The 25624-nt window shown below is 63.9% G+C and carries 24 protein-coding genes and 2 pseudogenes; 14 read left to right on the forward strand and 12 right to left on the reverse strand.

The annotated features are described in order from the left end of the window. The first annotated feature begins 67 nt into the window (after positions 1 to 67). The 3 genes from KI243_RS10780 (at position 68) to KI243_RS10790 (ending at position 2340) form a co-directional block, all read left to right on the forward strand. Positions 68 to 886 (forward strand): alpha/beta hydrolase, encoded by an 819-nt coding sequence (locus KI243_RS10780; protein ID WP_177088280.1) that lies wholly within the window; start codon positions 68 to 70, stop codon positions 884 to 886. Positions 887 to 1102: 216 nt separating this feature from the next. Next, positions 1103 to 1900, forward strand: coding sequence for a hypothetical protein (locus KI243_RS10785; protein WP_212810793.1), 798 nt, complete (start codon positions 1103 to 1105; stop codon positions 1898 to 1900). Continuing rightward, on the forward strand, positions 1897 to 2340 hold the full coding sequence (locus tag KI243_RS10790) for a hypothetical protein (protein WP_212810794.1): 444 nt from the start codon (positions 1897 to 1899) through the stop codon (positions 2338 to 2340). The genes KI243_RS10785 and KI243_RS10790 overlap by 4 nt, the downstream gene beginning before the upstream one ends. Before the next feature lie 47 nt (positions 2341 to 2387). Here the strand turns inward: KI243_RS10790 and KI243_RS10795 are convergent, their stop codons facing one another. Beyond that, positions 2388 to 3293 carry a LysR family transcriptional regulator gene (locus KI243_RS10795; protein ID WP_212810795.1) on the reverse strand — a complete coding sequence of 302 codons (906 nt, stop codon included), beginning with the start codon at positions 3291 to 3293 and terminating at the stop codon, positions 2388 to 2390. Between the two features lie 101 nt (positions 3294 to 3394). Between KI243_RS10795 and KI243_RS10800 the strand changes: the two are divergent. Next, positions 3395 to 4350: pseudogene (locus KI243_RS10800) on the forward strand (NAD-dependent epimerase/dehydratase family protein). Between the two features lie 10 nt (positions 4351 to 4360). On the opposite strand, the gene KI243_RS10805 reads toward KI243_RS10800, so the two are convergent. Next, positions 4361 to 4570, reverse strand: coding sequence for a hypothetical protein (locus KI243_RS10805; protein WP_017123882.1), 210 nt, complete (start codon positions 4568 to 4570; stop codon positions 4361 to 4363). Then, positions 4570 to 5877, reverse strand: a complete 1308-nt coding sequence (locus KI243_RS10810; RefSeq protein WP_244861834.1) for a glycosyl hydrolase family 8 — start codon at positions 5875 to 5877, stop codon at positions 4570 to 4572. Before KI243_RS10810 ends, KI243_RS10805 begins: the two co-directional genes overlap by 1 nt. Positions 5878 to 6130: 253 nt before the next feature. On the opposite strand from KI243_RS10810, the gene KI243_RS10815 reads away from it, so the two are divergent. Beyond that, positions 6131 to 8002 carry an ATP-binding protein gene (locus KI243_RS10815; protein WP_212810796.1) on the forward strand — a complete coding sequence of 624 codons (1872 nt, stop codon included), beginning with the start codon at positions 6131 to 6133 and terminating at the stop codon, positions 8000 to 8002. Between the two features lie 15 nt (positions 8003 to 8017). Here KI243_RS10815 and KI243_RS10820 read toward each other — a convergent pair whose 3' ends face one another. Both KI243_RS10820 and KI243_RS10825 read right to left on the reverse strand, forming a co-directional pair. Continuing rightward, on the reverse strand, positions 8018 to 8722 hold the full coding sequence (locus KI243_RS10820) for a cyclase family protein (RefSeq protein ID WP_177118305.1): 705 nt from the start codon (positions 8720 to 8722) through the stop codon (positions 8018 to 8020). A gap of 287 nt (positions 8723 to 9009) precedes the next feature. Continuing rightward, positions 9010 to 9912 (reverse strand): annotated as a pseudogene (locus KI243_RS10825) (AraC family transcriptional regulator); the annotation flags it as partial. A 104-nt stretch (positions 9913 to 10016) separates the two neighbouring features. Between KI243_RS10825 and KI243_RS10830 the strand changes: the two are divergent. From KI243_RS10830 to KI243_RS10850, 5 genes are read left to right on the forward strand one after another with little or no spacing between them, the layout of a single operon-like run. After that, positions 10017 to 10577: a carboxymuconolactone decarboxylase family protein gene (locus KI243_RS10830; RefSeq protein ID WP_177088293.1), complete on the forward strand. Its 561-nt coding sequence runs from the start codon at positions 10017 to 10019 to the stop codon at positions 10575 to 10577. 49 nt (positions 10578 to 10626) lie between these two features. Next, positions 10627 to 11697 (forward strand): acyl-CoA dehydrogenase family protein, encoded by a 1071-nt coding sequence (locus tag KI243_RS10835; protein ID WP_177088295.1) that lies wholly within the window; start codon positions 10627 to 10629, stop codon positions 11695 to 11697. Beyond that, positions 11694 to 12536 carry an ABC transporter ATP-binding protein gene (locus KI243_RS10840; protein ID WP_017123889.1) on the forward strand — a complete coding sequence of 281 codons (843 nt, stop codon included), beginning with the start codon at positions 11694 to 11696 and terminating at the stop codon, positions 12534 to 12536. Before KI243_RS10835 ends, KI243_RS10840 begins: the two co-directional genes overlap by 4 nt. Next, positions 12502 to 13701, forward strand: coding sequence for an ABC transporter substrate-binding protein (locus tag KI243_RS10845; RefSeq protein WP_177118307.1), 1200 nt, complete (start codon positions 12502 to 12504; stop codon positions 13699 to 13701). Before KI243_RS10840 ends, KI243_RS10845 begins: the two co-directional genes overlap by 35 nt. Further along, positions 13701 to 14465, forward strand: a complete 765-nt coding sequence (locus KI243_RS10850; protein WP_177130257.1) for an ABC transporter permease — start codon at positions 13701 to 13703, stop codon at positions 14463 to 14465. The genes KI243_RS10845 and KI243_RS10850 overlap by 1 nt, the downstream gene beginning before the upstream one ends. Positions 14466 to 14501: 36 nt before the next feature. Here the strand turns inward: KI243_RS10850 and KI243_RS10855 are convergent, their stop codons facing one another. The 3 genes from KI243_RS10855 to KI243_RS10865 form a co-directional block, all read right to left on the reverse strand. Beyond that, entirely contained in the window at positions 14502 to 14735 is a 234-nt protein-coding gene (locus KI243_RS10855) for a hypothetical protein (RefSeq protein ID WP_017123892.1), read from the reverse strand. A gap of 113 nt (positions 14736 to 14848) precedes the next feature. After that, positions 14849 to 16144 carry an ATP-binding protein gene (locus KI243_RS10860; RefSeq protein WP_042934456.1) on the reverse strand — a complete coding sequence of 432 codons (1296 nt, stop codon included), beginning with the start codon at positions 16142 to 16144 and terminating at the stop codon, positions 14849 to 14851. Further along, the gene (locus tag KI243_RS10865; RefSeq protein WP_212810797.1) at positions 16137 to 16826 is read right to left on the reverse strand and encodes a response regulator; all 690 of its coding nucleotides are present in this window, start codon (positions 16824 to 16826) and stop codon (positions 16137 to 16139) included. The genes KI243_RS10860 and KI243_RS10865 overlap by 8 nt, the downstream gene beginning before the upstream one ends. 198 nt (positions 16827 to 17024) lie before the next feature. Here KI243_RS10865 and KI243_RS10870 point away from each other — a divergent pair, with 198 nt between their 5' ends. Beyond that, positions 17025 to 18773 carry an ABC transporter permease subunit gene (locus tag KI243_RS10870; RefSeq protein WP_017123895.1) on the forward strand — a complete coding sequence of 583 codons (1749 nt, stop codon included), beginning with the start codon at positions 17025 to 17027 and terminating at the stop codon, positions 18771 to 18773. A gap of 14 nt (positions 18774 to 18787) precedes the next feature. Then, positions 18788 to 20110, forward strand: coding sequence for a nitrate/sulfonate/bicarbonate ABC transporter ATP-binding protein (locus KI243_RS10875; protein WP_212810798.1), 1323 nt, complete (start codon positions 18788 to 18790; stop codon positions 20108 to 20110). 143 nt (positions 20111 to 20253) lie between these two features. Here the strand turns inward: KI243_RS10875 and KI243_RS10880 are convergent, their stop codons facing one another. Further along, complete coding sequence (locus KI243_RS10880) at positions 20254 to 20832, reverse strand: DUF4337 domain-containing protein (RefSeq protein ID WP_017123897.1); 579 nt, start codon at positions 20830 to 20832, stop codon at positions 20254 to 20256. Positions 20833 to 21040: 208 nt separating this feature from the next. Between KI243_RS10880 and KI243_RS10885 the strand changes: the two genes are divergently transcribed. Next, positions 21041 to 21325 carry a hypothetical protein gene (locus KI243_RS10885; RefSeq protein ID WP_177088306.1) on the forward strand — a complete coding sequence of 95 codons (285 nt, stop codon included), beginning with the start codon at positions 21041 to 21043 and terminating at the stop codon, positions 21323 to 21325. Between the two features lie 3 nt (positions 21326 to 21328). Here the strand turns inward: KI243_RS10885 and KI243_RS10890 are convergent, their stop codons facing one another. Next, positions 21329 to 21952 (reverse strand): trimeric intracellular cation channel family protein, encoded by a 624-nt coding sequence (locus tag KI243_RS10890; protein WP_244861835.1) that lies wholly within the window; start codon positions 21950 to 21952, stop codon positions 21329 to 21331. A 129-nt stretch (positions 21953 to 22081) separates the two neighbouring features. Between KI243_RS10890 and KI243_RS10895 the strand changes: the two genes are divergently transcribed. Continuing rightward, positions 22082 to 22627, forward strand: a complete 546-nt coding sequence (locus tag KI243_RS10895) for a GNAT family N-acetyltransferase (protein ID WP_212810799.1) — start codon at positions 22082 to 22084, stop codon at positions 22625 to 22627. 412 nt (positions 22628 to 23039) lie between these two features. On the opposite strand, the gene KI243_RS10900 is transcribed toward KI243_RS10895, so the two are convergent. Further along, positions 23040 to 23744 carry a YoaK family protein gene (locus KI243_RS10900; protein WP_177088424.1) on the reverse strand — a complete coding sequence of 235 codons (705 nt, stop codon included), beginning with the start codon at positions 23742 to 23744 and terminating at the stop codon, positions 23040 to 23042. A 17-nt stretch (positions 23745 to 23761) separates the two neighbouring features. Then, positions 23762 to 25603, reverse strand: coding sequence for a DAHL domain-containing protein (locus KI243_RS10905; RefSeq protein WP_177130243.1), 1842 nt, complete (start codon positions 25601 to 25603; stop codon positions 23762 to 23764). Positions 25604 to 25624 lie beyond the last annotated feature (21 nt).

Below are 25624 nucleotides of genomic sequence, written 5' to 3' on the forward strand. Positions count from 1 at the left end.
CCCCGGCATTCCCGCCAGCGGCCCGCTACTTCCCTTCCTGCGACTGCAAGCACAACAGGAGTTGTTCATGAGCACGTTCGTGACACGCGATGGCACCGAGATCTATTACAAGGACTGGGGCTCCGGCAAACCGGTAGTGTTCAGTCACGGCTGGCCGCTGGATGCCGACATGTGGGAATACCAGATGGAGTACCTGAGCAGCCGCGGTTATCGCACCATTGCCTTCGACCGGCGCGGTTTCGGTCGCTCCAGCCAGCCCTGGGACGGCTATGACTACGACACCTTTGCCGATGACCTGGCCGGGCTGATCGAGCACCTCGATCTTGAAGCGGTCACGCTGGTGGGGTTCTCCATGGGCGGCGGCGATGTCAGTCGCTACATCGCCCGCCACGGCAGCCGCCGGGTTGCCGGCCTGGTATTGCTGGGGGCGGTGACCCCGTTGTTCATCCAGACCGACGACCATCCGCAGGGCGTGCCGAAAGCCGTGTTCGATGGCATCAGGGCCGGCCTGCTCAAGGATCGTGCGCAGTTCATCGCCGATTTCGCCAGCCCGTTCTATGGCACCAACCACGGCCAGGTGGTTTCCCAGGGTGTGCTGACCCAGACCCTGAATATCGCCCTGATGGCTTCGCTCAAGGGCACCGTGGATTGCGTGACCGCGTTCTCGGAAACCGACTTTCGCGCGGACATGGCCAGGATCGATGTGCCGACCCTGGTGATCCATGGCGACGATGACCAGATCGTGCCATTCGAGGCCACCGGCAAGCTGGCCGCCGCGATGATTCCAGGCGCGCGGCTCAAGGTCTACGCCGGCGCGCCCCACGGTTTCGCCGCGACCCATGGGCAGGCGCTGAACGAGGACCTGCTGGCCTTCCTCGCGGGCTGATCCACCGCGACACGGCAGGTGACTATCGTCAACCTGGCCAGGGCCGCGACTGATGCCCGGGGGCCATCGGTGGTCCCCGGGCGTCGACGGCCAGAACGGAGCGAAGATCCGCCGGTGTGTGTGGTAGTGGGGTGGCCCCTCGCGGTTGCCGGTTTGCTCCATCGTTCTGCAAGGCCGCCAAGTGCGGTGGTCAGCAAACGCGGAGAACACACCTACATGCCTACATCCACTGACAGCGAAGTTTCCCTTGAACCTCCCGAGGAGACGGGGGCGTACTTCGAATGGTTGATCGACACGCTGCTCATTGAGTTTGATGACGCCGACATCGAGCCGATTTGCGTGGCCAGCGGTATCGACGAACCTGTGCTGCACCAGGTCTATCCCCAGGCACGGCAGCCCCCGGCATTTTTGCTCGATACCGTGGAGCGCTTCCGGCTGGACCGGGAGATCAGGCGCTTCATCGAGCATCCCGAAGACGAGACACCGGCAAAAGATGCCGACGTACAACGCTATCTGCAACAAGTGGGGCTGCAACTGATCTGGCCCACGTCACGGGTCTTGCAGCTGTTCGAAGCAGGAACCGCCAACCGGGTCGAGTACCCGCGGGACAGCGCCGAGAACTTGCCGCGAATCTCGGTCAGCGAGGCTCAATTGATGGCCGGCGACCTGTGGATCAGCGTGCTGAATCATCTGGATGACGAGCAGATCAGGGAGTGGCTGGGGGCCGACTACGCCTCGGCCGCAGACCGCCTGTTGGCGTTGAGGCGCAAAGCCGGCGAAGCCCTTGCCCGGCACCGGCACGAAGTGTTCGACATCTGTTATCAGTTCCGGCAGCAGTCGGGCGATTCCCAGGTGGGGCAGGTCAGAAGATTCTTTGCCGATCTGCCGACCTCCATGGTACGGGAACTGATCGCCCGGGCTGACGAGGACGAGCTTGGTCAGTTATCCACGGCACAGGTGGCCCCCCGCGGATGCTCCGGGATGCGCAGTGGTATCGCCAGCAGTTGCGCTTGAACCGCGCGTACGAGGGGCTCTACCTGGCCTCGGCGGCTGGAGAGGACAGCGATGTGCTGGTGCTGCACACCCTGGAAACCTTGCCTTGCTGGCCCGGCTGCATGCGGATCGAGGTGCGCCAGGATAGCCCCGCGGGGACCTTGCTGGACAGCATCGGTCTTGAGCAGGCCGAGTTGCAGCGGGTGCTGGTACGGGCGGATGGGCGCTATCGGGTCTACAACGGCCGGGGCCAGACACTGGGTGAGGCGGTGGATATGGTCACGGCCTTGCGGGCGGCCCTGCCCAGGTCGGTGCGCAGGACGCTGGACATGCCGCTTGAAGCCGATGCCAGCGCATTGAGGACCCTGCTTGTCGACCACACGCCGTTGCCCCGCGTGCAATTGCTCGCGGCGTTGGGAATGACTGCCGTATCGCCGCCGGTGGCGGTCATGCGCCGCTAGCGGTCCCGGGCTTTTGCCGGTTCGCCCGGCTGCTGCCCGGCGAGTCGTCAATGTCCGCCGGGCGTCATCCTGGTGTGGGCCTGCAGGCACTGCACCAGGGCATCGAACACCGCCTTGCAGCTCGCGCTGGCCCGTAGGTCCTCATGCATGGTCACCCAGGTTTCCAGCTGGAAGGTGAAATGCTCGCCGAGGACCCGCACCAGGTTCGGATCGCGCTGGGCCAGGGCGCTCTGGCAGATGCCGATGCCACAACCGGCGCGGATCATTGCCAGTTGCGCCAGGTTGTTGTCGGTGCGCAGGGTGAAGGTTTTTCGCTGCCAGCTGGGGAGCCGCTTGCTCGCGGAACGCACGAAGGGTGTTTCACTGTCGAAGCCGATCAGCGCGTGTCGGGCGAGATCCGCCGGGAGGTGGGGTGTGCCTTGCCGTTGCAGATACTCGCGATGGGCATGGAACCCGAGTTCCACCTCACCGACCCGGCGGGCAATCAGGGCGTCCTGGCGCGGCGTGGTCATGCGCACGGCAATGTCGGCTTCCCGCTGGAGGAGGTCGAGGACCCGGTCCGTAGCCAGCAGTTCGATCCTCAGTTGCGGATGAGCCTGCCGCAGGCGGGCGAGCATCGCCGGTAGCACCTCCACCGCGATCACTTCGCTGGCCGAGATCCGCACTGTGCCGTTGACCTGCCCACCCTGGGCCGTGGCCGCGCGCTCCAGGGCGGCGGCGGTATCGCGCATCGACTCGGCGTAGCCACGCAGACCCAGGGCGGTCTCGGTCGGCAGCAAGCCGGTTTGCGAGCGGATGAACAGCGGCTGCCTGAACGAGGCCTCAAGCGCGGCGATATGCCTGCCGGCGGTGGGTTGGGTAATGCCCAGCGCCCGCGCCGCGCCCGAGAGCGAGCCCTCTGTCAGCACGGCCAGAAAAGTACGGTAGAGCTCCCAACCTATCGATTTGTCCATGCATAAATGTATGGCTGATCGCTTCTCTTGTGCAATTTATTTGATGAAGGATCGGGCCCAGACTTTGCTCACCACGACTTTTCCGGAGAGCGGACATGGCAATGAACAACAAGGTACTGGTCCTCGGGGCCAGCGGCGGTATCGGCGGCGAAGTGGCACGGCAGCTGCGCGACGGCGGTTGGCAGGTGGTGGCATTGCAGCGTGGGCTGGCCCTCGAGTGCGAGCAGCGCGATGGCATGACCTGGCTACGTGGCGATGCGATGAACCGCAGGGATGTCCTGCGCGCTGCCCAGGGCTGCAGTGTGATCGTCCATGGCGTCAACCCGCCGGGCTATCGCAACTGGGCGACGCTGGTGCTACCGATGATCGACAACAGCATCGCCGCGGCACGGGCCGAAGGCGCTACCGTGGTGTTGCCCGGCACGGTCTACAACTATGGTCCGGATGCCTTTCCCGTCCTGGATGAGGAGTCCCCCAGCGGCCATTGACCCGCAAGGGCCTGATCCGTGTCGAACTCGAGGCGCGGCTGCGGGCCGCCACCGACGACGGCGTACGGGTGATCGTGGTGCGGGCGGGCGACTTCTTCGGACCCCGGGCCGGCAACACCTGGTTTTCCCAGGGCCTGATCAAGCCGGGAAGGGCGGTCAGGGTCGTTCATCTGCCGGGGGCGACGGGTGTTGGTCATCAATGGGCCTACCTGCCGGATGTGGCCCGGACCATGGTCGAGTTGCTGGCCCGGCGGGAGCGGCTGGCCCCCTTCGCGACCTTTCAGTTCGCCGGCCATTGGGATGCCGATGGCACCCAGATGGCCGAGGCGATCCGGCGGGTGGTCGAGCGCACGGGTGGGGCGGTGAAGCGACGGGCATTTCCCTGGTGGCTGGTGCGCCTGGCCGCGCCCGTGGTACCGACCTTCCGCGAGCTGCTGGAAATGCGCTACCTGTGGCAGCAACCGGTGCGCATGGACAACGCCAGGCTGCTGGCGGTGCTGGGCAAGGAGCCGCACACGCCGCTGGACCAGGCGGTGGTCGCGACACTGGTGGGCCAGGGTTGTCTCTAGCCCGCGGGGCTCAACGCTTGTGGATCTTGATGTCATGCACGCCCAGTGCCCGGGCGACCTCCTCCAACCGGGTGTCGTCGGTAAAGAGCGCACCGTGATGGGCGCAGATCAGGATCAGCGCATGCTTGCCGGACAGCTTGTGCACGCAGGCTTTCAACTGGGCGGACAGGCGCTGCCGATGCAGCCGGTAGCTGACATTGAAGGTGTTCACCGGCTTCATCACGGGCTGTCGAACCACACGGGAGTCAGGGGCTTCTGCCAGTGTCCGGACATGACCAGCATGCCCAGCAGCTTCAAGGTATTGGCGTAGTAGTCATTGCTCGACAGCGACTGTTGCTGGAGTTCATCCCATATACCGTTCAACCAGGCCTGGTTGTCGCCACTGATCATCGCGCTGACGCCCAGTGCGGCGATGAAGGCAGGGCTGTCGCTGCCTTCGTCGGCCAGGGGCTTGCCGTCGAGCAGGTAGCCGTCGTGAAAGGCCTTCGGGCGGTTGGCGGTGCTGTTCCGGGCCCAGCGGTTGAACGGTACGAGTGCGCGGAAGGCCCGTTGATCGCCGTACAGCAGGTAGTCCAGGCCGACCCGCCAGGGATAACGGGCCGCGTTCCAGGAATAGTCACCGTCGTGCGCGTCCTCGAGCAGTTCGCTGCGGGCGGGAGACGGCGACTGGTTGAGGCGGCTGATAAAGTCCGGCATCAGGCCGGTCTCCTTCGCATGATTGCGCAGGATGCTCTTGATAATGAAGTAGGTTCTGTCGCGCACGCTCAGCCAGCGGCGGTCCTGGGTCGCGAGAAAAAAGGCATACAGATGCGAGGTCATGAAATCGGAGGAACGGGTGCTGAACTCGATCTCCGGATTGTCGTCGGCGTTGACCCAGTCGCCGAGCAGCAGGTGGCTGGCATTGGGATGCACCTCGTGTTCGAGAACGGCCTTCATCACCGTTTTCGCTTCACCCAGGTAGTCGATCTGGCCCTTGCTGCCCCAGGTCTTGTCGGCCAGCAACAGGGCATAGGCGATATCCATATCACCGTCGGTGGCACTGTTTTCCCCGCCGAACGGAGCGCCGGCATTGCCGCAGTCATGGATCTGGTTCCAGGCCATCATGCCGCGATCCGATCTGGCCGGATGATCCTGGAAGTAGCGGAACATGCCGTCGAAAACGGTTTTCGCCTGGGGATCGGCAGCGGCCATCATCACGCTGAGCAGCATTGCGTAGCCATGGGCTTCGGAGACCGTCAGGGTCCCCGGCGCGGTACCGCCACCCACGGATTTGCCGTCGGCGTCGACCTTGACCAGGTAACGCCCGGTTCCGCAGGCCTGGGTCAGGTAGGTGGTTTTCCAGTCGTTGTAGAAGGCGATCAGTTGCCGGTCCAGCTCGGCTCTGGGCAGATGGTCGGGCTGGATCGTGCCCGGAAAGTAGCTCGCGGCGGCAAAGGCGGGCCGCGCCGGGGTATCGGCGCCCAGGGCGGCGGCAGTCAGGCAGGCAGCCATCAACAGGACGAACAGTTGCAGGGTAAGGCGATGCACGAAATGACTCTCCAGCCTGATCCGGTGCGGATGACATCCGCTGGCGCTATTGCAGATGGGCGGCAGCGTAATGTTCGGCTCGCCAGGCTGCTGTAACGGGCTGTAACCGGTGCTTTCGCCACGAAAACAGGGTGCGGGAATCCCTCAGGGCCGGCGAATTGTGTTCCTGGGGTGCATGACTTATCCTCGGCGGCGATGGATGCCCGGCGCGGTCTGGACGCTCGGGAACTGACGGCAATGGAGGCCGTAACGCATGTTCAAGGTCAGGCGAAAAATTGGCGTTCTGCTGCTGGTCTATATCGTTGGGGTCAGTGGCTACATCTACTATCTGCACGCCCAGGCCCAGCGGATCCTGACCGACAGCATCAACAACAAGTTGTTGCATGCGGCCCTGGGCGGTGCCGCCATCCTCGGCGACCAGTACCACAACGGGCTGGTCGACAAGCATTCAAAGTCCGAAGCCGAAGACCTCGATGCCATCCGCAAGCTTTCGCGCTTCAACGAGTCCATGGGCACGGCTTTTGTCTATACCGTGATCAAGCGGGGAGGAGAGGCCATCCTCGTCAGTTCCAGCGCCTCGGCCAAGGAAGTCCGGGAAAACAACTTCGTCCGCTTCTTCGATCCCTATCCCGATGCGAGCCAGACGCTGCTCGACAGCTTCGACCTGACCACTCCGAGCTGGATCGACTACACCGACCACTGGGGCGATTTCCGCGCGGTCTTTGTTCCCATGAAGTCCCAGGACGGCACGCCTTATGTCGCCGGGGCGGAAATTACCCTGGCCGAGTACTACCACGAACTCAACCAGGACTCCCTGCACCATATCGTGCTGGCGATCCTGGTCTTTCTGTCTTTCAGTCTCCTGTTCGTCATCGACTCGGTGCGCATGCGCGCCCATCTTCGCCAGATGCAGGTCAATGAGCAGGTATTGAAACAGGCCAAGATTGCCGCTGAAGAAGCCGATCGCATGAAAAGCCAGTTCCTGGCGACCATGAGCCATGAAATCCGCACGCCCATGTATGGCGTCATCGGGGCCACCGACCTGCTGTCCGCCACGGCGCTGAGCCCGGCACAAAAAGACCTGCTGACCACTATCCATACCAGCGGCAAGACGTTGCTGGCGCTGATCGACGACATTCTCGACCTGGCCAAGATCGAGTCGGGAAAACTGGACCTGCGACCCCGTGTGTTCGAACTGCGACCCCTGATCACCTCCAGTGTCGAAGTGGTCCGGCAGAATATCCAGGACAAGCCGATCACCCTTGAGGTCACCGTCTTCCCGGATGTTCCTTCGTTGGTCAAGACCGATGCCGACCGTCTTCGCCAGATCCTGATCAACCTGCTGGGCAATGCGATCAAGTTCACTGAAACGGGAGAGGTTTCACTGACCGTCTCGCTCGGTGACGGCGCTCCGGCCCGGCTCAATTTTTCCATCCGCGATACCGGTGTCGGCATTCCCACGGAACGGCAGGGCAGCCTGTTCAAGCCTTTTACCCAGTTCGAGGGGGCGAACAACCAGCGCTTCACCGGCAGCGGGCTCGGCCTGTCGATCTGCAAGAACCTGATTGAGGCCCAGGGGGGCATCCTGTCCTTCAGCAGCCTGTTTGGTATCGGTTCGACCTTCACCTTCTCGCTGCCGATCGAGCCTTTTTCAGACATGGAAATCCCCATTGCCGCCGAGCACCCGGCAGTGGGTTTCGACGCATCGTTCGCCGGGCATTACCCGTTGGATATCCTGCTGGTGGAGAACCACGAACTGAACCAGAAGGTTGCGATGGCGATGTTGCAGACCCTGGGCTATACGCCCGATCTGGCCTCTGACGGTCTCGAGGCGCTTGAGCGGTGCCTGCGTTCGACCCCGGATGTCATCCTGATGGATATCAACATGCCGGGCATGGATGGCCTGGAGGCCATCCGCCGGATCAGGGAACTGCCGCTGGGTGACCAGTGCTATATCGTTGCCTTTACCGCCAGCGCGTTCTCCAACGAGATCGAGCGTTTCCGGGTGGCCGGCGCCAACGATATCCTGACCAAGCCGGCCAGCTTCCAGGGCTTTGCCGAGGTGTTGCGACGTTCGACGGACTACCGGAAACAGTTCCAGACCAGCGCTCCGGCAGTCGAGTGATTTCGAACCCGGGGGTCAGGGGGCGAATGCCATGACCGAGGCGGGGGAACCGGAGCCGTCCTGAAGTCGCAGGATACCGATGACCAGCGTGGTGCCCTTGGCCGGCAGCTGGTCGAGGTTGGTCAGGCACTCCAGGATGATGCCGTTTTTCGCCAGGACCTGGCTGTTGGTGGCATACACCGTGTCCTGGCCCGGATCGGCGCCATGGGTGTCGGTGCCGACGCCCGCGATATGGCGTTCGTTGACCAGGAAGGTGGCGGTATCGGTGCCGAGCCCTGGGAAGTGCAGGCCACCCTTGTCATCGGCGTTGAAAAAGCGCTTGGGATCGTTCCAGAAGTCCTGCCACCCGGTGTAGAGCAGCACCACGGAGTCCCGGGCGATAGGCCCATGGGCGTGTTCCCAGTTCTTGATGTCCTGGATGCTGATCACATAGTCGGGATTGGCCTTGGCCTGGGCCCGTACATCGATCACCACCGCCGGGCGCACCAGCGACTGCGGTTTGTAGGCATCGATCCCGACGCCATCGGCGTGAAAGCTGTTGGGGGCATTCATGTGGGTGGCGCTGTGTTCGCCCATGCTGAAGCTGCGCAGGTAGTAGCCGTCCTTTTCCTGGGTGGCCACGACATTGAAGTTGACGGGAGGGTCGTGCGGCCAAAGCGGTATGGAGGGGGAGATGACGTGACTGAGGTCGACGATCTTTCGAAACTGGATACTCTGCATTCCCTTTGCTTCCTTTTCCCCTGCGAAACCCTGAGTGATGCCGGTTGCCAGCCATACGGCCAGCAGCCCGGCAGACAAGCGCCTGAGCCGTGCCTTGTGTTGTATTGAAAATTCCATGATATATCTGCTCCTTCGGACATCAAGGGGCCCCTGCCCTTGATTCCAGTGGAGTCTATCCATTCTTGGTACAGGGATGGTAAGGAGATTCAGGCTGTTTGCCAGGAATTGTCTGTAGGTTTATTCCTTGATGCCGGCGTTTTTTCATTGGTCTGATGGCTTGCCGTCTGTTCGTGCTGTCTGCGATAAGCCCCCGGTTGCACCCCGACCGCCTTGGTAAAGGCCCGGGTAAATGCCGCGATCGACTGATAGCCCACCGCCGCGCAGACCTGTTCCACGGTGTTGTTGGCCTTGAGCAACTGGCAGGCATGGCGGATGCGCAAGGCCAGCAGCACCTGGCCCGGCGACTGTCGGGCCAGTTCGTTGAAGCGCTTGAAAAACGCCGAGCGCGACATCCCGGTACAGGCCGCCATGCTTTCCAGCGACCAGCTTTCGCCGGGGCGCTCGATCAACTGTTCCAGCAGCGGCGCGAATCCCGGGTGCCGGGCCAGCGCCACCAGTCCGCCGAGGTCCTGGTTGCCCGCCACCTGCTGGCGCAGGACATACAGGAACAGCAGGTGACTCAAGCGCTCAAGCAATGCCGGGGAGGGCGCCGGTTGCCGCTGGCACTCGTCCAGGATCAGTTCGAACAGGGCCCGGGCCGCCGTCGATGACGGATCGCCGGCGCGCAGGACGATCCAGTCCGGCAACCCGTCGATGATCAGCGACGACAGCCCCGAGCGGAAATGGAAGAAGCCGCAGACCAGGCCCACGCCATCCTGGGCCTCGCCGTCCAGCGCGGTCATCGCCATGCGTGGCAGGTCCCTGGCCCGGGTGCTGTCCTCGGCGCTCGAGAGCCGATAGTCCAGGTCGTGCAGCAGAAACACCGCGTCCCCGGCATGCAAACGCACGCCGGCTTGCGCTCCATCAATATGCAGCCAGCAATGTCCCTGCACGATCAGGTGGAAGCTGGCCCGTGCCAGGCCATGGGTGCTGGCGTGCCAGCCACCGCAGTAGCGCCCGACATGAAACAGGCTGGTGTCGAGCTCGAGGCTCTCTAATAACCAATCAACCAGTGGGCTGGACGAAATCATCTAATGGAAACACTCAGGAGCAAGTAAACGCTACTTTAGAATATGGATCGGAATTCTTATAACCAACAGACTTGCCGGACATCTCATCAACTGGAGTCCACGCCATGTCGCGCGTCACTTTACACACTCTGCAAAGCGCCCCTGAAGCGGCCAGGCCTTTTCTGGAGAACGCTCAGAAGAACTCCGGGTTTATCCCGAACCTGCTCGGCGTGCTCGCCAACGCACCGGCGGCCCTGGAAACCTACGTTACGGTATCGGGGCTCAATGGCAAAGCCGAGCTGAGCCTGGCCGAGCGCGAAGTGGTGCAGTTGATTGCCGCCACCACCCACGGTTGCGATTTCTGTGTCGCCGGGCATACCGCGGTGGCGGTGAACAAGGCCAGGCTGCCGGACGAGGTGGTCAGTGCCTTGCGCGGGCAAAGCGAACTGCCCGAGGAAAAACTCGAAGTACTGGCTAGCTTTACCCGGGAAGTCATCGCCACCCGCGGCAATGTCAGCGACGAGACCTTCAGCGCCTTCACGGCGGCCGGCTACACCGAGGGCAATGCCCTGGAAGTGATTCTCGGCGTCAGTCTGGCGACCCTGTGCAACTTCGCCAATGTCTTCGCCCGCACGCCGCTCAATCCCGAGCTGGCCAAGTACCGCTGGCAAGCGGCGGGTCAATGATTCAACGGCGCCGGCAATGGCCGGGCGCCGCGTTCGAGGAGAGAACCACATGCTTGATCCGGCATTGAGCCAATGGCTGGACGAACACGCCCAGGCCCTGGACCTGGGGCAATGCGACCCGCAGTCGGTGCTGTCGCGGCTGGCCGCCGCGCGGGTGCTGCGCGTCGGTGTCGAAGAAGCCCAGGGTGGCAGCGGTGGCGATATCGCCGATGCCGTGGAAACGCTCGCCGGCGTTGCCAGTCATTCCCTGGCGGCGGCCTTTGTCTTCTGGGGCCAGCGGGCCTTTATCGAATACCTGCTGCAGAGCCCGAATCGTGGCCTGCGTGAACGCCTGCTGCCATCGTTGCTCAGTGGCGAACTGGCCGGGGCGACCGGGCTGTCGAACGCGATGAAGTTCCTTTCGGGCATCGAGTCGCTGCAGGTGCGTGCGCGCTCCCAGGCCGATGGCTGGCAACTCGACGGTCGCCTGCATTGGGTGACCAACCTGCGCAAGAGCGGGTTTGTCGTGGCCGCGGCGATCGAGCGCGAGGAGGGTGGGGTGCCCTTTGTACTGGCGATTCCAGATGGACTGGAGGGCGTCAGGCGCTCTGCCGACCTGCAACTGATGGGCCTGCAATCGAGCAATACCGCGGCCATCGACCTGCAACAGGTCAGCGTGAGCAGCGACTGGTTGCTGCACGAAGATGCCAAGCGTTTTCTGCCGGCGGTACGCCCGGCGTTTCTCGGCCTGCAATGCGGCATGGCGATCGGCCTGAGCCGGCGCGCCCTGAGTGAGGTCGCCGGCCATCTGCAGGACGGCCGCTCGATTCTGCGCGAGCCCCTGCTGGAGCAACGCCATGTGCTGGAGCAGGCCGTGGAAGCCCTGAAGAACGGTTTGCTCGATGGCCGTTTCCTCACCCGTCCCGCCGATCTGTTCCAGATCCGCATCACCCTCGCCGAGTCCGCCGCCCAGGCGGTGCAACTGGAATTGCAGGCCAGCGGCGGCAAGGCCTACCTGAGCGAGCACGGCAGCGGTTTTGCCCGGCGCTGGCGCGAGTCGGCGTTCGTGCCGATCGTCACCCCGAGCCTGGTGCAACTGCGCGCCGAACTGCAACGTCAGGCGCGGGAAGCGGCGGCATGAGCACCTCCTTGCTGCAAGCCCGGCAGATCAGCCTCGGTTACCCCCGTGAGCAGGGTTGGCACACCGTGCTGGAGGGTTTCGATCTCGACCTGAAACCGGGGGAAGTGGTATCGATCCTCGGTCCGAGCGGGGTCGGCAAGTCGAGCCTGTTGCGGGTCCTGGCGGGCTTGCAGGCGCCCCATGGCGGCCAGGTGAGCCTGCTCGGGGAATCCCTGAACGGCCCGCACCCGCGGGTGGCGGTGGCCTTCCAGGACCCGAGCCTGCTGCCCTGGCTGAGTCTGGAAAAGAACGTTGCCTTCGGCCTGGACTTTGCCCGGCAGCCGTCGTTGAGCCAGGAACAGCGCCAGGCGCGGATCAGTCATGCGATTGCCTCGGTCGGCCTGTTGCACGCCCGCGACCAGTACCCGGCGCAGCTTTCCGGCGGCATGGCCCAGCGCACGGCGCTGGCCCGCTGCCTGGCGCGCCACCCGCAGGTGCTGCTGCTGGACGAACCGTTCGGCGCGCTGGACGAAGTCACCCGCGCCGACATGCAGCAACTGTTGCTGCGGGTGATTGCCGAACACCGCACTGCGGCGGTGCTGATCACCCATGACATTGATGAAGCCCTGCTGCTCTCCGAGCGCATCCTGCTACTGGGTAACAGCCCGGCGCGGACGCTCGGCGAATGGCGCATCGACCTGCCGCAGCCACGTGCCGAACTGGTGGATGAACTGGGTGCCCTGCGTATCGATATTCTCAAAACCCTTCGGCGGGCGAGCCGCAATCCCCTCAACTCAACGCAGCCCGAACCGTCGGAGATGGATCATGTGCCTGGACGACTTCACCCACACACGTCGTGACTTCCTCAAACTCAGCGCCTTGCTGACCGCTGGCGGTGCCTTGCCGCTGCTCAACAGTCTGCAGGCCCGCGCGGCCTCGGAGCCTGACGCACCGGTACGCATCGGCTACCTGCCGATCACCGATGCCACGCCCTTGCTGGTGGCCCATAACAATGGCCTGTTCGAAGCCGAAGGGATCAAGGCCGAGCGCCCGGTCCTGCTGCGCAGCTGGGCCCAGGTGATCGAGGCGTTCATTTCCGGGCAGGTCAATGTGATCCACCTGCTGTCGCCGATGACGGTCTGGGCCCGCTACGGCAGCAAGGTTCCGGCCAAGGTGGTGGCCTGGAACCATGTCGGCGGCTCGGGCCTGACCGTGGCTCCGGGGATCACCGAGGTCAAGCAACTGGGCGGACAATCGGTGGCGATTCCGTTCTGGTATTCGATCCACAACGTGGTGGTGCAGCAGTTGTTCCGCGATCATGGCCTGCAACCGGTGAGCAAGCCCGCCAACGGCGTGCTGGCGGCCAACGAGGTCAATCTGGTGGTGTTGCCGCCCTCGGACATGCCGCCGGCCCTGGCCAGCAAGCGGATCGCCGGCTATATCGTCGCCGAGCCGTTCAATGCCCTGGCCGAGGAACTCAAGGTCGGCCGGGTCCAGCGCTTCACCGGCGATATCTGGCGCAACCATGCCTGCTGCGTGGTGTTCATGCACGAGCAGGACCTCAACAACCGTCCCGAGTGGTCGCAGAAGGTGGTCAACGCCATCGTCAAGGCGCAGCTCTGGACCCGCGACAACCGCGCCGAGGCCGCCAGGCTGCTGTCCAAGGACGGCACCAACCGCTACACCCCGCACACGCCGCAAGTGCTCGGCCGGGTGCTGGTGCCCAACGCCGTCGAGCGTGATGCCTACCTCGCCAGCGGGGCGATCCAGCATGGCAACTGGGATGAGCAACGCATCGACTTCCAGCCTTATCCGTTTCCCAGCTACACCGAGGAACTGGTGCGGCGCCTGAAGGACACGCTGATCGAGGGCGACAAGGGCTTCCTTGCCAACCTCGATCCGCAGCAGACCGCCCGCGACCTGGTGGACGACCGCTTCGTGCGCAACAGCATCGCCGCCGTGGGTGGGCTCAAGGCGTTCGGTCTGCCCGACAGCTTCGAGCGCAGCGAGGAGTTCAGTCTCTGATGGGCAAGGCGTCTTCACCGTTGTGGAACTGGGTACTGGGTATCGCCGGGTTGTTGAGCCTGCTGCTGGCCTGGTGGCTCGGCGTGCACCTGTTCGGCAGCGCGGATGGGCTGGCGGCGCGTTTCTCGCCCGAGGCGACCCTGACCAGCCTGGTCGAACTGCTCGGTCGGGCCGAGCTGTACGAGCATGTGCTGGTCAGCCTCAAGCGCATCCTTATCGGTCTGTTGCTGGCGTTGCTGATCGGCGTGCCCCTGGGCCTGCTGATCGGCAGCTATCGTCACCTGGAGGCCGCGACCACTCCGGCGTTCCAGTTCCTGCGGATGATTTCCCCGCTGTCGTGGATGCCGGTGGTGGTGATGCTGATGGGCGTGGGCGACCAGCCGATCTACTTCCTGCTGGCGTTCGCGGCGGTCTGGCCGATCCTGCTCAACACCGTGGCCGGGGTGCGTCAGCTCGACCCACGCTGGTTGCAGTTGAGCCGCAGCCTCAGCGCCACCCGTTGGGAAACCCTGCGCAAGGTGATCCTGCCGGGTGTCCTGGGCCATGTGCTGACCGGCGTGCGCCTGTCCATCGGCATTCTCTGGATCGTGCTGGTGCCGTGCGAAATGCTTGGCGTCAGTGCGGGGCTGGGCTACTTCATCCTCGACACCCGCGACCGGCTGGCCTATTCGGAACTGATGGCAATGGTGCTGCTGATCGGCGTGCTGGGCTTTGCCCTCGATGCCCTGGCGCGTGGCCTGCATCGGCGCTGGGCGCATGCCTGAGCGTTCCCGCCTGCCAGCGCCCAGGCGCTCCTGCGATCAGATAACCCTGCCCGGGGCGCGCCGGCCGAAGGTTCTCTTGAACGAGAGCGCGATCAGCGTGCCGTTTTTTCCCGGCAGCAGCAGGTCGGGAGTCGGGGACCGGGCGTCGTGTCGTGCCGGCCCGGGCCGGTCGACTTCGGTGCCCACGGGCTGGCCCTTGGCACTCAGCGCCACGGTGCCGAGTCCGGCAATGATCAAGGGAAGCAACAGTCGCTGTCTGAAGGAAGCCATGGCGCACACTCCTGCCTGGGTTGAGGGAGAGCATCCGTGCCCTGTCGATAGCGGCAGGGTAGCGATGGCCGGCAAGCGCTGCTGTAACGGGCTGTAACGCGGCGGTTGTGGTCTCAGTCGGGCCGCAGTGGCAGGACCAGGCTGAAGCGGGCACCGCCCAGCGGGCCACGGGACACCGACAGCTCGCCGCGATGCCAGTGTGCCGCCCGTTGCGCCAGCGCCAGGCCCAGGCCGAACCCGCCCGGCTGTTCGGGACCGCTGGACAGTCGCACGAAGGGCTCGAAAATCTTCTCCCGGTCTTCGGCGAGGATGCCCGGACCATCGTCGTCGACGTGCAGGACCAAGTGATTTTCACCCTGGCGCAGGGCGCTGATCCGCACATGGGAGCGGGCATAGGCCACGGCATTGCCCAGCAGGTTGCGCACGATCAGGTGCAGCAGGGCGCTGTCGCCAATCAGCTCGAGTCCCGGCGGATCGGTTTCCAGTTCCAGGCGATGCCGGTTGCCGTCGAGCAGGGCGAATTCGTTTTGCAGCCAGCTCTGGATCAGGATCGGCTCATTGTTCAGGTTGGCCGGTGCGCCGGCCAGCTTGGCGAAGGTCAGGCTGGCGCGGACCAGCGATTCCAGTTCCTCGATGTCGACCTGCAAGCGTTCCTGCAGGCGCTTGCGGGTGGCTTCGTCTTCGCTGCGGGTCAACAGCACCAGGGCGAAGCGCAGCCGTGCCAGCGGCGTGCGCAATTCGTGGGACACCGCCTGGGACACTTCCTTGTGCCGCTCGCTCATGGCGGCGATGTCCTGGGCATGCTGCTGCAGGGTCAGCAGCAACGGTCGCCACTCCTTGCCCACGGGGGGCAGGGTGACGGTGGGCGTGCGGACCATGCCGCCCAGGCAGGCGGCGAGGGCGGTCATGTCGCGCTGGTGCTGGCGTCGGCGTCTCCAACCCAGGCCCAGGAACACCAGGACCGGTGCCCCGGCGGCGAAGGCGGTAAACCAGTAGATCGGCGTGACGAAAAAGTCATCGAGCGAAGCGCTGACCCACATGGGACCGAACTGGATCAGCGTCTCGTCGTCCAGCGGGTAATAGGCGATCTCTTCATCGACATCCTGCACCGCCTCGTGGTGTTCGAGCATGGTGTCCGCCTCCGGCGGCACGTCGATGCTGTCGCGCTCGACCAGGTTCACCGGGTACTGGAAGTGCTGGCGCAGCACATCGAGCCTGACCTCGCGCTGCTTGGCGGACAGTGGCTTGAGTTGCTGCGCGATCAGGTAGCCGGGGCCGGTCATCAGGCGCCGGAAGCTGGCCTCGCTGACGGCCACCGAGGCACCGGCCGACAGCCACAGCAGGTACAGGGTCAGCGCGGTCCAGAGCAGGCCGGCGACAATGGCCATCCAGCGCCTGGGTTCAAACATGGCTCGGCCCGATTTCGACGAACAGATAGCCCTGGGCCGGAACGGTCTGGATGGTCACCGGGCATTCCAGGCCGACCAGCTTCTTGCGCAGCCGTGACACACGCATGTCGATCGAACGGTTCAGTCCGTCGTACTCGAGGCCTCGCAGTTGCTGCAGCAGCTTTTCCCGGGTCAGCGGCACGCCCGGCTGGCGCGAGAAGATATCCAGCAGTTCGTACTCGCTGGCGGAGAACGCCAAGGCGGTGTCGTTGAGCCACGCCCGGCGGTTTTTTGCATCCAGCTTGAACGCACCGAACTCATAGCCTTGCGGTGGCGCCTGGCGATGGCGTCGCAGCAGGGCACGAATACGGGCCAGCAGCAACAGCGGGTCGATCGGCTTGACCACATAGTCGTCGGCCCCGACATCGAAGCCGACCAGTTGCTCGGTGTTCTCATCCAGGGCGGTCATCATCAGGATCAGCCCCGGATACCCGGCGCGGATTTCCCGACACAGGCTGAAGCCGTCCAGGCCGGGCAGCATGACGTCGAGGATCAGCAGCGCCGGTTGCTCTTCGCGGATGCGCCGGACGGCCCGGTCGCCGCGGTGCTCGATGGACACGTCAAAGCCCTCGGAGCGCAGGAACTCCGCCGTGAGCTGGGCCAGGGGGCGATCGTCTTCGATCAGCAGCAGGGTGTCTGACATCGTCGGCAAGGTCGTCGGGTTTTTGAAAGCAGGCACGGCTCGAAGGGGTGAGCACGGTGGGAAATGTAACACAGTGATGACAACGTCATATCGTTCAGCCGCGGTTGGGGTGGGCTGTGCAATTCTCCCCCCGAAAATGACATGAATTTCATGTGGCTGGTCTAGTCTCCCTTCGGAACATTGCTGGAATCGCTGACTATGAACAAGGTATTTCGTCACTACATTCCAGCCAGCACCCGGCGCCTGCTGCCCAATCGCTGGGACCTGATGGCCATGCCGCTGGTGGTCGGTTTCCTGCTGTTCCTGTCGATCGGCGCGCGGGAAACCTGGGCGCCGATTTCCACCTTGCAGAGCCAGGTGATCTCCCTGGATCCGGCCAACCTGCCGGAATACGCGATCCGCACCACCCTGCGCATGCTCGCGGCCATGGTCGCGGCGCTGGTCTTCACCTTTATCTACGGCACCCTGGCTGCCAAGAGCCGGCGTGCGGAAAAGCTCCTGGTGCCGGTGCTCGACATCCTGCAATCGGTGCCGGTGCTGGGCTACATCTCCTTTACGGTGACCTTTTTCCTCCTGTTGTTCCCCGGGCGGGTGCTGGGGGCGGAGTGCGCGGCGATCTTCGCGATCTTCACCAGCCAGGCCTGGAACATGACGTTCAGCTTCTACCAGTCGCTGCGCATGTTGCCCCGCGACCTGGAAGAAGTATCCAGCAGCCTGCAACTGTCCGGCTGGCAGAAGTTCTGGAAGCTCGACGTGCCGTTCGCCATCCCCGGATTGGTATGGAACATGATGATGAGCATGTCCGGCGGCTGGTTCTTCGTGGTGGCCTCGGAAGCCATCACCGTCGGCGACAAGACCATCACGCTGCCGGGGATCGGGTCGTACCTGGCGCTGGCCATCGACCAGCGCGACCTCTCGGCGGTGGGCTACGTGATCCTGGCGATGATCGTGGTGATCCTGATCTACGACCAGTTCCTGTTCCGACCCCTGGTGGCCTGGGCGGACAAGTTCCGCATGGAGGACACCTCGTCCCAGGGCGGTGCCCCGGAGTCCTGGGTGCTGCGGCTGATCCAGCGGACCCGGGTGATCCAGCGCCTGATTCGTCCGGTGGTGCGTGCCGTCACCCGGCTCGGGCATCTGCGCCTGAGCCTGAACCGGCCCCGCCGCCATGCCGGGGGCGCCGCCGCCAACCCGACCGCCTCGCGGGTGGTCGACTGGGTCTGGGGCGCCTGTATCGGCGCGCTGACGCTCTATGCGCTGTACCACATCGTGCTGTATGTCAGCAGCGAAGTGACCCTCGGCGACGTCGGCCATGTACTCGGCCTGGGCTTGATCACGCTGCTGCGGGTGGTGGTGTTGATCGGTGTCGCGTCGCTGATCTGGGTGCCGCTGGGGGTGATGATCGGCCTGCGTCCGCACCTGGCGGAAAAGATCCAGCCGCTGGCGCAGTTTCTCGCCGCGTTTCCGGCGAACCTGCTGTTTCCGGTGTTCGTCATCGTGATCCTGCACTTCCAGTTGAACCCGGATATCTGGCTCAGTCCGCTGATCGTGCTCGGCACCCAGTGGTACATCCTGTTCAACGTGATCGCCGGGGCCAGCGCCTTCCCCAATGACTTTCGCGAAGCCGCGGCGAACTTCCATATCCGTGGCTGGCAGTGGTGGCGCAAGGTCATGCTGCCGGGCATTTTTCCCTACTACGTGACCGGTGCGATCACCGCCTCCGGTGGTGCCTGGAACGCCAGCATCGTCTCCGAGTTCGTCTCCTGGGGCCAGGACAAGGTGGTCGCCCACGGCCTGGGCGCCTATATCGCCCAGACCACCGCCGCCGGCGACTTCCCGAAAATCACCCTCGGGGTGGTGGTCATGTCGTTGTTCGTCGTGCTGTTCAATCGTCTGGTCTGGCGGCCGATGTACGCCATTGCCGAAAACAAACTCCGTATGAATTAACCCGAGTCGGTCTCATGAATAGTCATACCGAATACACCAGCGCTGCCCGTGAAATCTACTCGCTGACCAACGTGAGCAAGGGCTTTGGCAAGGGCAAGGATGAACGGCAGGTGCTCAGCGAGGTGGACCTGAGCCTGCACGAAGGCGAGATCGTCGGCCTGCTGGGACGCTCCGGTTCGGGCAAGTCGACGCTGCTGCGAATCATCGCCGGGCTGATCCAGCCGACCTCCGGTGACGTGCTCTACAACGGCACGCCCCTGGCCGGACCGGCGAAGGGCGTGGCCATGGTGTTCCAGACCTTTGCCCTGTTCCCCTGGCTGACGGTGCTGGAAAACGTCGAGGCGGGTCTGCAGGCGCTGCAGGTCGAGCCCAGGGAAGCGCGCAAACGGGCCCTGGCCGCCATCGACCTGATCGGTCTCGACGGTTTCGAAAACGCCTACCCGCGCGAGCTGTCCGGCGGCATGCGCCAGCGCGTGGGGTTCGCCCGTGGGCTGGTGGTCAACCCGACCCTGTTGCTGATGGACGAGCCGTTTTCCGCCCTCGACGTGCTGACCGCGGAAAACCTGCGGACCGACCTGCTGGAACTGTGGAGTGGCGGACAACTGCCGATCAAGTCGATCCTGATCGTCACCCACAACATCGAGGAAGCGGTGCTGATGTGCGACCGCATCATGGTGCTGTCCTCGAACCCCGGGCGGGTGGTGGCGCAGATCAAGGTGCCCTTTGCCCATCCGCGCAACCGCCTAGACCCGATCTTTCGCAAGATGGTCGACGATATCTACGCGCTGATGACCGACCGGCGCAGTGCCGATGCCCGTACCGGCAAGGCCGAACTGCAACTGGGCAGCCGTCTGCAGGAAGTGCCGACCAACCTGATGGCCGGCCTGATCGAGGCGCTGGCGGCCGAGCCCTACCACGGTCGGGCAGGCTTGCCGAACGTGGCGGAGCGGTTGTTGCTGGAGGTCGACGACCTGTTCCCGGTGGCCGAGATGTTGGAGCACCTGGGCTTTGCCGAACTGCGCGGCGCCGATATCTCCCTGACCGAGGCGGGCAAGCTGTTTGCCGAGTACGGCACCCAGGAGCGCAAGGTCATGTTCGCCGACCATCTGCTGCGCCAGGTGCCGTTGGCGGCGCGTATCCGCCAGGTCCTGCAGGAGCGGCGCGGCCACTGGGCGCCGCGGGTGCGCTTCGAACAGGAACTGGAGGACTCCCTCAGCGAAGACTTCGTCGAGCAGACCCTGGAAAGCGTGATCAGTTGGGGCCGCTACGCCGAAATCTTCTCCTACAACGACAGCACCGAGACCTTCAGCCTGGACGACGTGGAGGGCGAGAGCTGATACCTGTACGCCGCGAAACCTCTAGGAGCTGGCTTGCCGGCGATAGCGTCCGCAAGGGCGATGCAAGGCTCAATGCCCTCATCGCCAGCAAGCCGGCTCCTGCAGATCGGTGTTCCGGCACAACCTACCGTCGTACTCGGGACTCAGATATGCAGCCAGGCCAGCGAGCCGAGTACCACGCTCGCTGCCGCTGCGGTGTAGGACAGGCGCTTGAGCCATTCGCGGCGGGTCAGCAAGGTAATGGCCGCCATCGAAATGGCGATCTGGATGGCCGTCATTGCCTGGGCCCAGCGATGATGCTGATGCAGGGCTTCCTCCGACCTGGCATCCCATTCACGGCTCTGGGTTTCCAGCCCCTCGGCTTTCTGCCGCACCGCTTCCTTTTCCTTCTTGTAGCGTTCGGCTTCGGCGTTGTAGTGCGCGGCATCCAGTCCCGGGATATGGCTGGCCATTTCCGAGAGGTTCTGGCGGCTGGACTTGGCCTGGTAGTAGTTCCACTGGTTGGCGGCTTCGGTCTTGATGATCGCGGCGTTGTTCTTGTCCATCGCCGCTTCGCTTTCCGTGGAGCCCGCCTGGTAGCTGAGCATGGCGCCGATGGTCGCCATGATGGCGGTCATCACCGCGATCCGACTGGCAAAACCGTCGCCGCGGGCATGGGCGTGCTCGGTGGTGTGTTCAACGTGTTTTTCGTGAGGGCTGGGGACTTCGAAGGCTTCGCTCATAAACGCTGGTCTTTGGGTGGAAAGTGCGGGGAGCGCAGTGTAAGGCCAGTGCTGGCAGAAGGCTCTAGTTCAAAGATGAAGATTCAAATACACGGTTATCCGGCAACGATGCGCAGTGACGATGAACATGCGTTCGACAGTCCTGAAGTGCTACATTGGCCGCCGCGCAAGCAGTGCCTGTTGCGCTTGACCTCGGCAGGAAGCTGGAATGCCCCACACGTCTGACCATAACGCTCCCGAACCTGAACAGGGCCGGAACTGGTTTGCCTTCCTGGTCACGTTCATCGTGTGCACGGCGGTATTTCTGGGGGTGTATTTCGTCCGTCTCAACCTGGAAGTGGATCGCGAGCGCGAAGCCCTGGCCGAACGGTTGGTGCGCTGCCGCGAACAGCGCCTGAACACCCTTTCCAGCCCGCAGTTCCGGGCGACACTGCAGGAAAACTGCAGCAGCATCGAGGCCGAATTCCTCACCCGCTTCGGCTATGCGCGGTGATGTTCAGCCGATGACTTTCGGCAACTGCCAGCCGCCGCTGAGCGACAGCAGGCGCAGGGCCACGCAGGCAGCGCCAGCCAGCCGGGCGGCGGCCACCGGTGGCGCCCCCAGGCGCCGGGCGATGATCAGCACGGCGGCGCCGGTAAAGGCCGAAGTCGCGTATAGATCAGCCTGCAGCACCAGCGGAATCCGTGCCAGGACGATATCGCGCACGACCCCACCGCCGACCCCGGTAATGGTGCCCATCAGCATCGCCACAAAGGGCGAAATACCGAAGTTCAAGGCTTTCTGTGCACCGGCCACGGCGAACAGCGCCAGGCCGGCGGTGTCCAGCAGGATGAGCAGCGATGTCGACAGGTTGAACACCTGCGCATGGAAGACGAACGCCAACAGGCCCATGGCAAAGGCCAGCGCCGGGTAGCGCCAGTCGCGTACCGCATTGGGGGGAGTGGCGCCGATCAGCAGGTCGCGGGTGACTCCACCGCCGAGGGCGACGATAAAGGCGATCACCATTACCCCGAGCAGGTCCAGGCCACTACGCATGGCGCTGACCGCGCCTTCGATGGCGAACACGGCGGTACCGACCAGGTCCGCGACCAACACCACATGCTCGACTCGGGTTTTCATGAAGGCGGGGCTCCCGTCAGGGACCGTGCTGGACGATACGACAACAGTAGACCCTGCGAGCCGTGTTGCCGATGAAACCCAGCGTGATTTTGCTATCGTTGGCCCTTTGTTGCCGAACCCGAGAGTCCGATGCCTGCCGTCCGCCCCGCACGTCCCGATGATATTCCCGCCCTGGCAGCGGTCGAGCGTTCCGCTGCGTCGATCTTCCGCGAGATCGGACTGGCCTGGGTCGCCGAGGGCGAGCCGTTGCCGGGTGATTATCTGGAGCAGCTATGCCGGCATCACACCCTGTGGGTCGCGGTGGATGGGGCCGACCAGCCGGTGGGCTTCCTGGCGGCGGAGACGATGGACCGATCGTTCTTTATCGTCGAACTGTCCGTCCATGCCGCGCACCAGAAACGCGGCCTCGGCGCGCAACTGATGGCGGCGGCAATTGCTTGTGCGAAGGCCGAGCAGTTCGCGACCGTCAGCCTGACGACCTATCGGCACCTGCGCTGGAACGCGCCGTTCTATGCCCGGCTGGGGTTTGTCGAGGTCGAGGCGGGCAGTCTTGGAGAAGAGCATGTCGCGCAGTTGCAGCATGAGGTTGCGGTGGGGCATGAGGCGGCGTTGCGGTGTGTGATGGTCAAGTATTTGAAGAGAGGCGGGACGCTGGGCAAGGTGGGGGATTCTTAACGTCAGCAGCCTGAGAATCGTGATGGACAGATCATCGTTTCTGATTTCGCAGACTTTTGCAGTTGATACACGTACAGCCTGCCTCATCGTGAGATCTCGATTCGATTGAATTCAACATCAGCAGTGCGAAGGTCGAGATAAGAATCGCAGCCAACGACAAGAGTCCGGTGGCGCTGTTGAGAAAATCCCACATCCGTTCGGTTCCTTCCCTGGAAGTATCTGAATGACCTCTTCGGTAAAGGCTGCCCAAAAAAACTGCGGCTGCCTACTGTCAGAAATGACAGGTCGGATGACCGTTCGTCTGGAATATCCTCGGTTCCCGCGACTATCAAGACGGCACCAGTGGCTCGGGTGTTGGGTGACCCTTTGGATATCGCCCAATTGGCGATACTGGCTGACGGCTGACCCCGCCTCACCGAGGCATAAAATCCTTCTGCCAGCGATGGGGGATTTTCAGCGCCAGCAGCCCCAGCACCGTGGCGATTGCTGCACTCACCACCAAGGCCTGGACACCCAGCTGGCGTTCCAGCACGGCGCCGCATACCGCGCCCAGCAGCATGCCGCTCCACGGCACCAACTGCACCCGCCAGCCATCGCGCTTTTCGCCCAGCAGTCGCCGCCCCAGGCCGCGGCCGAAGCGTGACAGCGCGCCGGTGACGTAGGTCAGGCCGATGGGCAGGCCGTTGACCTGTTCCACCGCGGCATTGAGCATGCCCATGGCGATGATCGCGGTCAGCAGCGCCGGTACCCGGGTCTGGAAGGGCAGCGCCGCGGCCACGCACAGCAAGGTGGCGATGCATAGCAGCAAAGGCAGGGAGCGTCGACCGCCGGCGCGCCCGGCCACCACCCCCAGCGCATTGCCAGCGATAAAGGCGGCCACCGCCGCGAACAGGCGCAGCACCATGGACAGGTCGCCCTCGCTGATCGCCACCGCCAGGCGCGTGGTGTTGCCGCTCATGAAGGACACGAAGTCACCGGTGGCCATGAAGCCGATGGCGTCGGTCATGCCCGCGAGGAAGGACAGGCTGGCCACCAGGGCCAGGCCGACCCGGCCACGCAGGCGGCGCAGGTGCAGGCGATTGCCGGAAAGGGTCGGTGATGAGGGCAGCATCCGCATGACTCCTGGCGGGTGGTTCAGGCGTTGGATGAAGAGGTTGCATCCACGGCGGGATGTTCCTCCTTGCGGTACAGGGTGAGGGGAATCTCCAGGGTGAACAAGGCCCCTTTTCCCGGTCCGTCGCTATGGGCGTACAGGCGACCGTTCATCTCGACCGCCGCCAGGGCGCAGCTGTGCAGGCCGAAGCCGTGGCCGTCCTTGCGCGTGGTGAAGCCGTGATTGAAGATCCGCGAGATGTTTTCCGGCGCAATCCCCTCGCCATCGTCCTTCACGCTGATGCGCAGGGTCGTGCCGTCGACCACCCTGACGCCGAGGGTGATGTCGCGTTCACGGTTCGACAGGTCGGACACCGCATACTTGGCGTTGCTGATCAGGTTGATCAGGACCAGCAGCAGACGGTGCTTGTCGCCCAGCAGGGTGGGCACGTCCTGGTAATCCTTGAGCACCGTGACCTGGTGCCGGGTCAGGGCGCCCGAGTTCATGCGCAGGGCATCTTCGAGCAGGTCGGTGATGTTCAGCGGTTCCAGCAGCCTGGCCGCCCCGGCATAGGACTGCTGGGTGGCGACGATTTCCTTGATGTGGTCGACGCTTTTGCTCAGTTGTGCCAGTTCCTGGACGATCTCCGCCTGCTCGGTGCCGATGGCCGTGACCAGCTGGCCGAGATAGGCGGGCAGCAGCTTGCCTTTTTCATCCTGACTGACGAAGTGCCCCAGGTCGTCGGCATGCTCGTTCATCAGTTGCACGGCCTTGCCCAGTCCCTGCGCTTTGCTCGCGCGGACCTTGCGGCTGACCAGGTCGGCGGAGATGTTCACGCTGTTGAGCACGTTGCCGACGTTGTGCAGGACGTTGGTGGCAATCTCCGCCATGCCGGCCATGCGCGCGGTGTCGAGCAACTCGCTCTGGGCCTCCCTGAGTTCGCGGGTGCGTTCTTCCACCCGTTGTTCGAGGCGCTCGTTGGCGGCCTGCAGGGCGCTGTTCATCTGGTTGATCAGGGCATGGCTGCGCAGTTGGCGAATGATCAGGTAGAACACCAGCAACGCCATGCAGGCAGCGCACAGGGTCAGGTAGAGATGGTCCTGGTGGCTCTGCAGGTCGGCGCGCCGCTGGCTTTCATTGAGGTATTCATTGATGGCGTCGAGGCTGGAGGCAACCGGGATGAAGCCGATGCGGTCAAGCAGGTCGTTGGCCAGGGGCTGTTCGCGCACGATCAGGTTGACCTGCTCGACCAGCTTGTCTAGCGAGGGGGTCAAGGTCGTCGCCAGGGCGCTCCTCTGGGTGGTCAGGTTGTCGATCTGGCCCTGAATCCGCTCGGCTTTTTCATTCGAGGCGTGTTGGGCGTACTCCAGGGTGCCCAAGGTCAGTTTCGAGGCGCTGTAGAGCACGCTCAGCGTGGCTACCGGGTGTTCGACGCTGGACGGTTCCAGCTCTTTCTGAATGGTTTCTTCTATGGACGACAGGGTTTCCAGGTCATCGCGCAGGGTGATGTTCTGCAACTGGAACTGCTCGATCAGCTTGTTCTTTTCCGCCGTGGCGTCGAGGTAGGCTTTTTTCCGGGCCTGCCAGATGGGGGAATCGTCCAGTGTCGCGTTCAGCGTCACCAACTGCTCCCAGCGGCGGCTCGACTCCGTGGTCGAACCGGTGAGCAGGTTGTAATTGTACTCGGCGCTGATCCGCGCCTTGAGCACCTTCGCATCGAGCTTGCCGTCCAGTTGCTTGAGCTGGCGGAGCAGGTCGCGTGATTCGAAGTAGGTGGAGGTGTCCCGTGAGTAGACCTTGACCAGCAGGAACGCCAGGAGGCTGACGAGGATGATGAACAGCGCCACCAGGGCACTGCTGCGGTACCTGTTCCATCGCGTCATGGTCTACATCCTTGCAGGAGT

The sequence above is a fragment of the Pseudomonas sp. Ost2 genome (assembly GCF_018326065.1).
GTDB classification, from domain to species: domain Bacteria; phylum Pseudomonadota; class Gammaproteobacteria; order Pseudomonadales; family Pseudomonadaceae; genus Aquipseudomonas; species Aquipseudomonas gingeri.

What these genes read in the sequence shown, in the direction of transcription:
- KI243_RS10780 (WP_177088280.1), top strand. Translation starts at nt 68, where the DNA reads ATGAGCACGTTCGTGACACGCGATGGCACCGAGATCTATTACAAGGAC.
- KI243_RS10785 (WP_212810793.1), top strand. Translation starts at nt 1,103, where the DNA reads ATGCCTACATCCACTGACAGCGAAGTTTCCCTTGAACCTCCCGAGGAG.
- KI243_RS10795 (WP_212810795.1), bottom strand. Translation starts at nt 3,293, where the DNA reads ATGGACAAATCGATAGGTTGGGAGCTCTACCGTACTTTTCTGGCCGTG.
- KI243_RS10805 (WP_017123882.1), bottom strand. Translation starts at nt 4,570, where the DNA reads ATGAAGCCGGTGAACACCTTCAATGTCAGCTACCGGCTGCATCGGCAG.
- KI243_RS10815 (WP_212810796.1), top strand. Translation starts at nt 6,131, where the DNA reads ATGTTCAAGGTCAGGCGAAAAATTGGCGTTCTGCTGCTGGTCTATATC.
- KI243_RS10820 (WP_177118305.1), bottom strand. Translation starts at nt 8,722, where the DNA reads ATGCAGAGTATCCAGTTTCGAAAGATCGTCGACCTCAGTCACGTCATC.
- KI243_RS10830 (WP_177088293.1), top strand. Translation starts at nt 10,017, where the DNA reads ATGTCGCGCGTCACTTTACACACTCTGCAAAGCGCCCCTGAAGCGGCC.
- KI243_RS10835 (WP_177088295.1), top strand. Translation starts at nt 10,627, where the DNA reads ATGCTTGATCCGGCATTGAGCCAATGGCTGGACGAACACGCCCAGGCC.
- KI243_RS10840 (WP_017123889.1), top strand. Translation starts at nt 11,694, where the DNA reads ATGAGCACCTCCTTGCTGCAAGCCCGGCAGATCAGCCTCGGTTACCCC.
- KI243_RS10845 (WP_177118307.1), top strand. Translation starts at nt 12,502, where the DNA reads ATGTGCCTGGACGACTTCACCCACACACGTCGTGACTTCCTCAAACTC.
- KI243_RS10850 (WP_177130257.1), top strand. Translation starts at nt 13,701, where the DNA reads ATGGGCAAGGCGTCTTCACCGTTGTGGAACTGGGTACTGGGTATCGCC.
- KI243_RS10855 (WP_017123892.1), bottom strand. Translation starts at nt 14,735, where the DNA reads ATGGCTTCCTTCAGACAGCGACTGTTGCTTCCCTTGATCATTGCCGGA.
- KI243_RS10860 (WP_042934456.1), bottom strand. Translation starts at nt 16,144, where the DNA reads ATGTTTGAACCCAGGCGCTGGATGGCCATTGTCGCCGGCCTGCTCTGG.
- KI243_RS10865 (WP_212810797.1), bottom strand. Translation starts at nt 16,826, where the DNA reads ATGTCAGACACCCTGCTGCTGATCGAAGACGATCGCCCCCTGGCCCAG.
- KI243_RS10870 (WP_017123895.1), top strand. Translation starts at nt 17,025, where the DNA reads ATGAACAAGGTATTTCGTCACTACATTCCAGCCAGCACCCGGCGCCTG.
- KI243_RS10875 (WP_212810798.1), top strand. Translation starts at nt 18,788, where the DNA reads ATGAATAGTCATACCGAATACACCAGCGCTGCCCGTGAAATCTACTCG.
- KI243_RS10880 (WP_017123897.1), bottom strand. Translation starts at nt 20,832, where the DNA reads ATGAGCGAAGCCTTCGAAGTCCCCAGCCCTCACGAAAAACACGTTGAA.
- KI243_RS10885 (WP_177088306.1), top strand. Translation starts at nt 21,041, where the DNA reads ATGCCCCACACGTCTGACCATAACGCTCCCGAACCTGAACAGGGCCGG.
- KI243_RS10890 (WP_244861835.1), bottom strand. Translation starts at nt 21,952, where the DNA reads ATGAAAACCCGAGTCGAGCATGTGGTGTTGGTCGCGGACCTGGTCGGT.
- KI243_RS10895 (WP_212810799.1), top strand. Translation starts at nt 22,082, where the DNA reads ATGCCTGCCGTCCGCCCCGCACGTCCCGATGATATTCCCGCCCTGGCA.
- KI243_RS10900 (WP_177088424.1), bottom strand. Translation starts at nt 23,744, where the DNA reads ATGCGGATGCTGCCCTCATCACCGACCCTTTCCGGCAATCGCCTGCAC.
- KI243_RS10905 (WP_177130243.1), bottom strand. Translation starts at nt 25,603, where the DNA reads ATGACGCGATGGAACAGGTACCGCAGCAGTGCCCTGGTGGCGCTGTTC.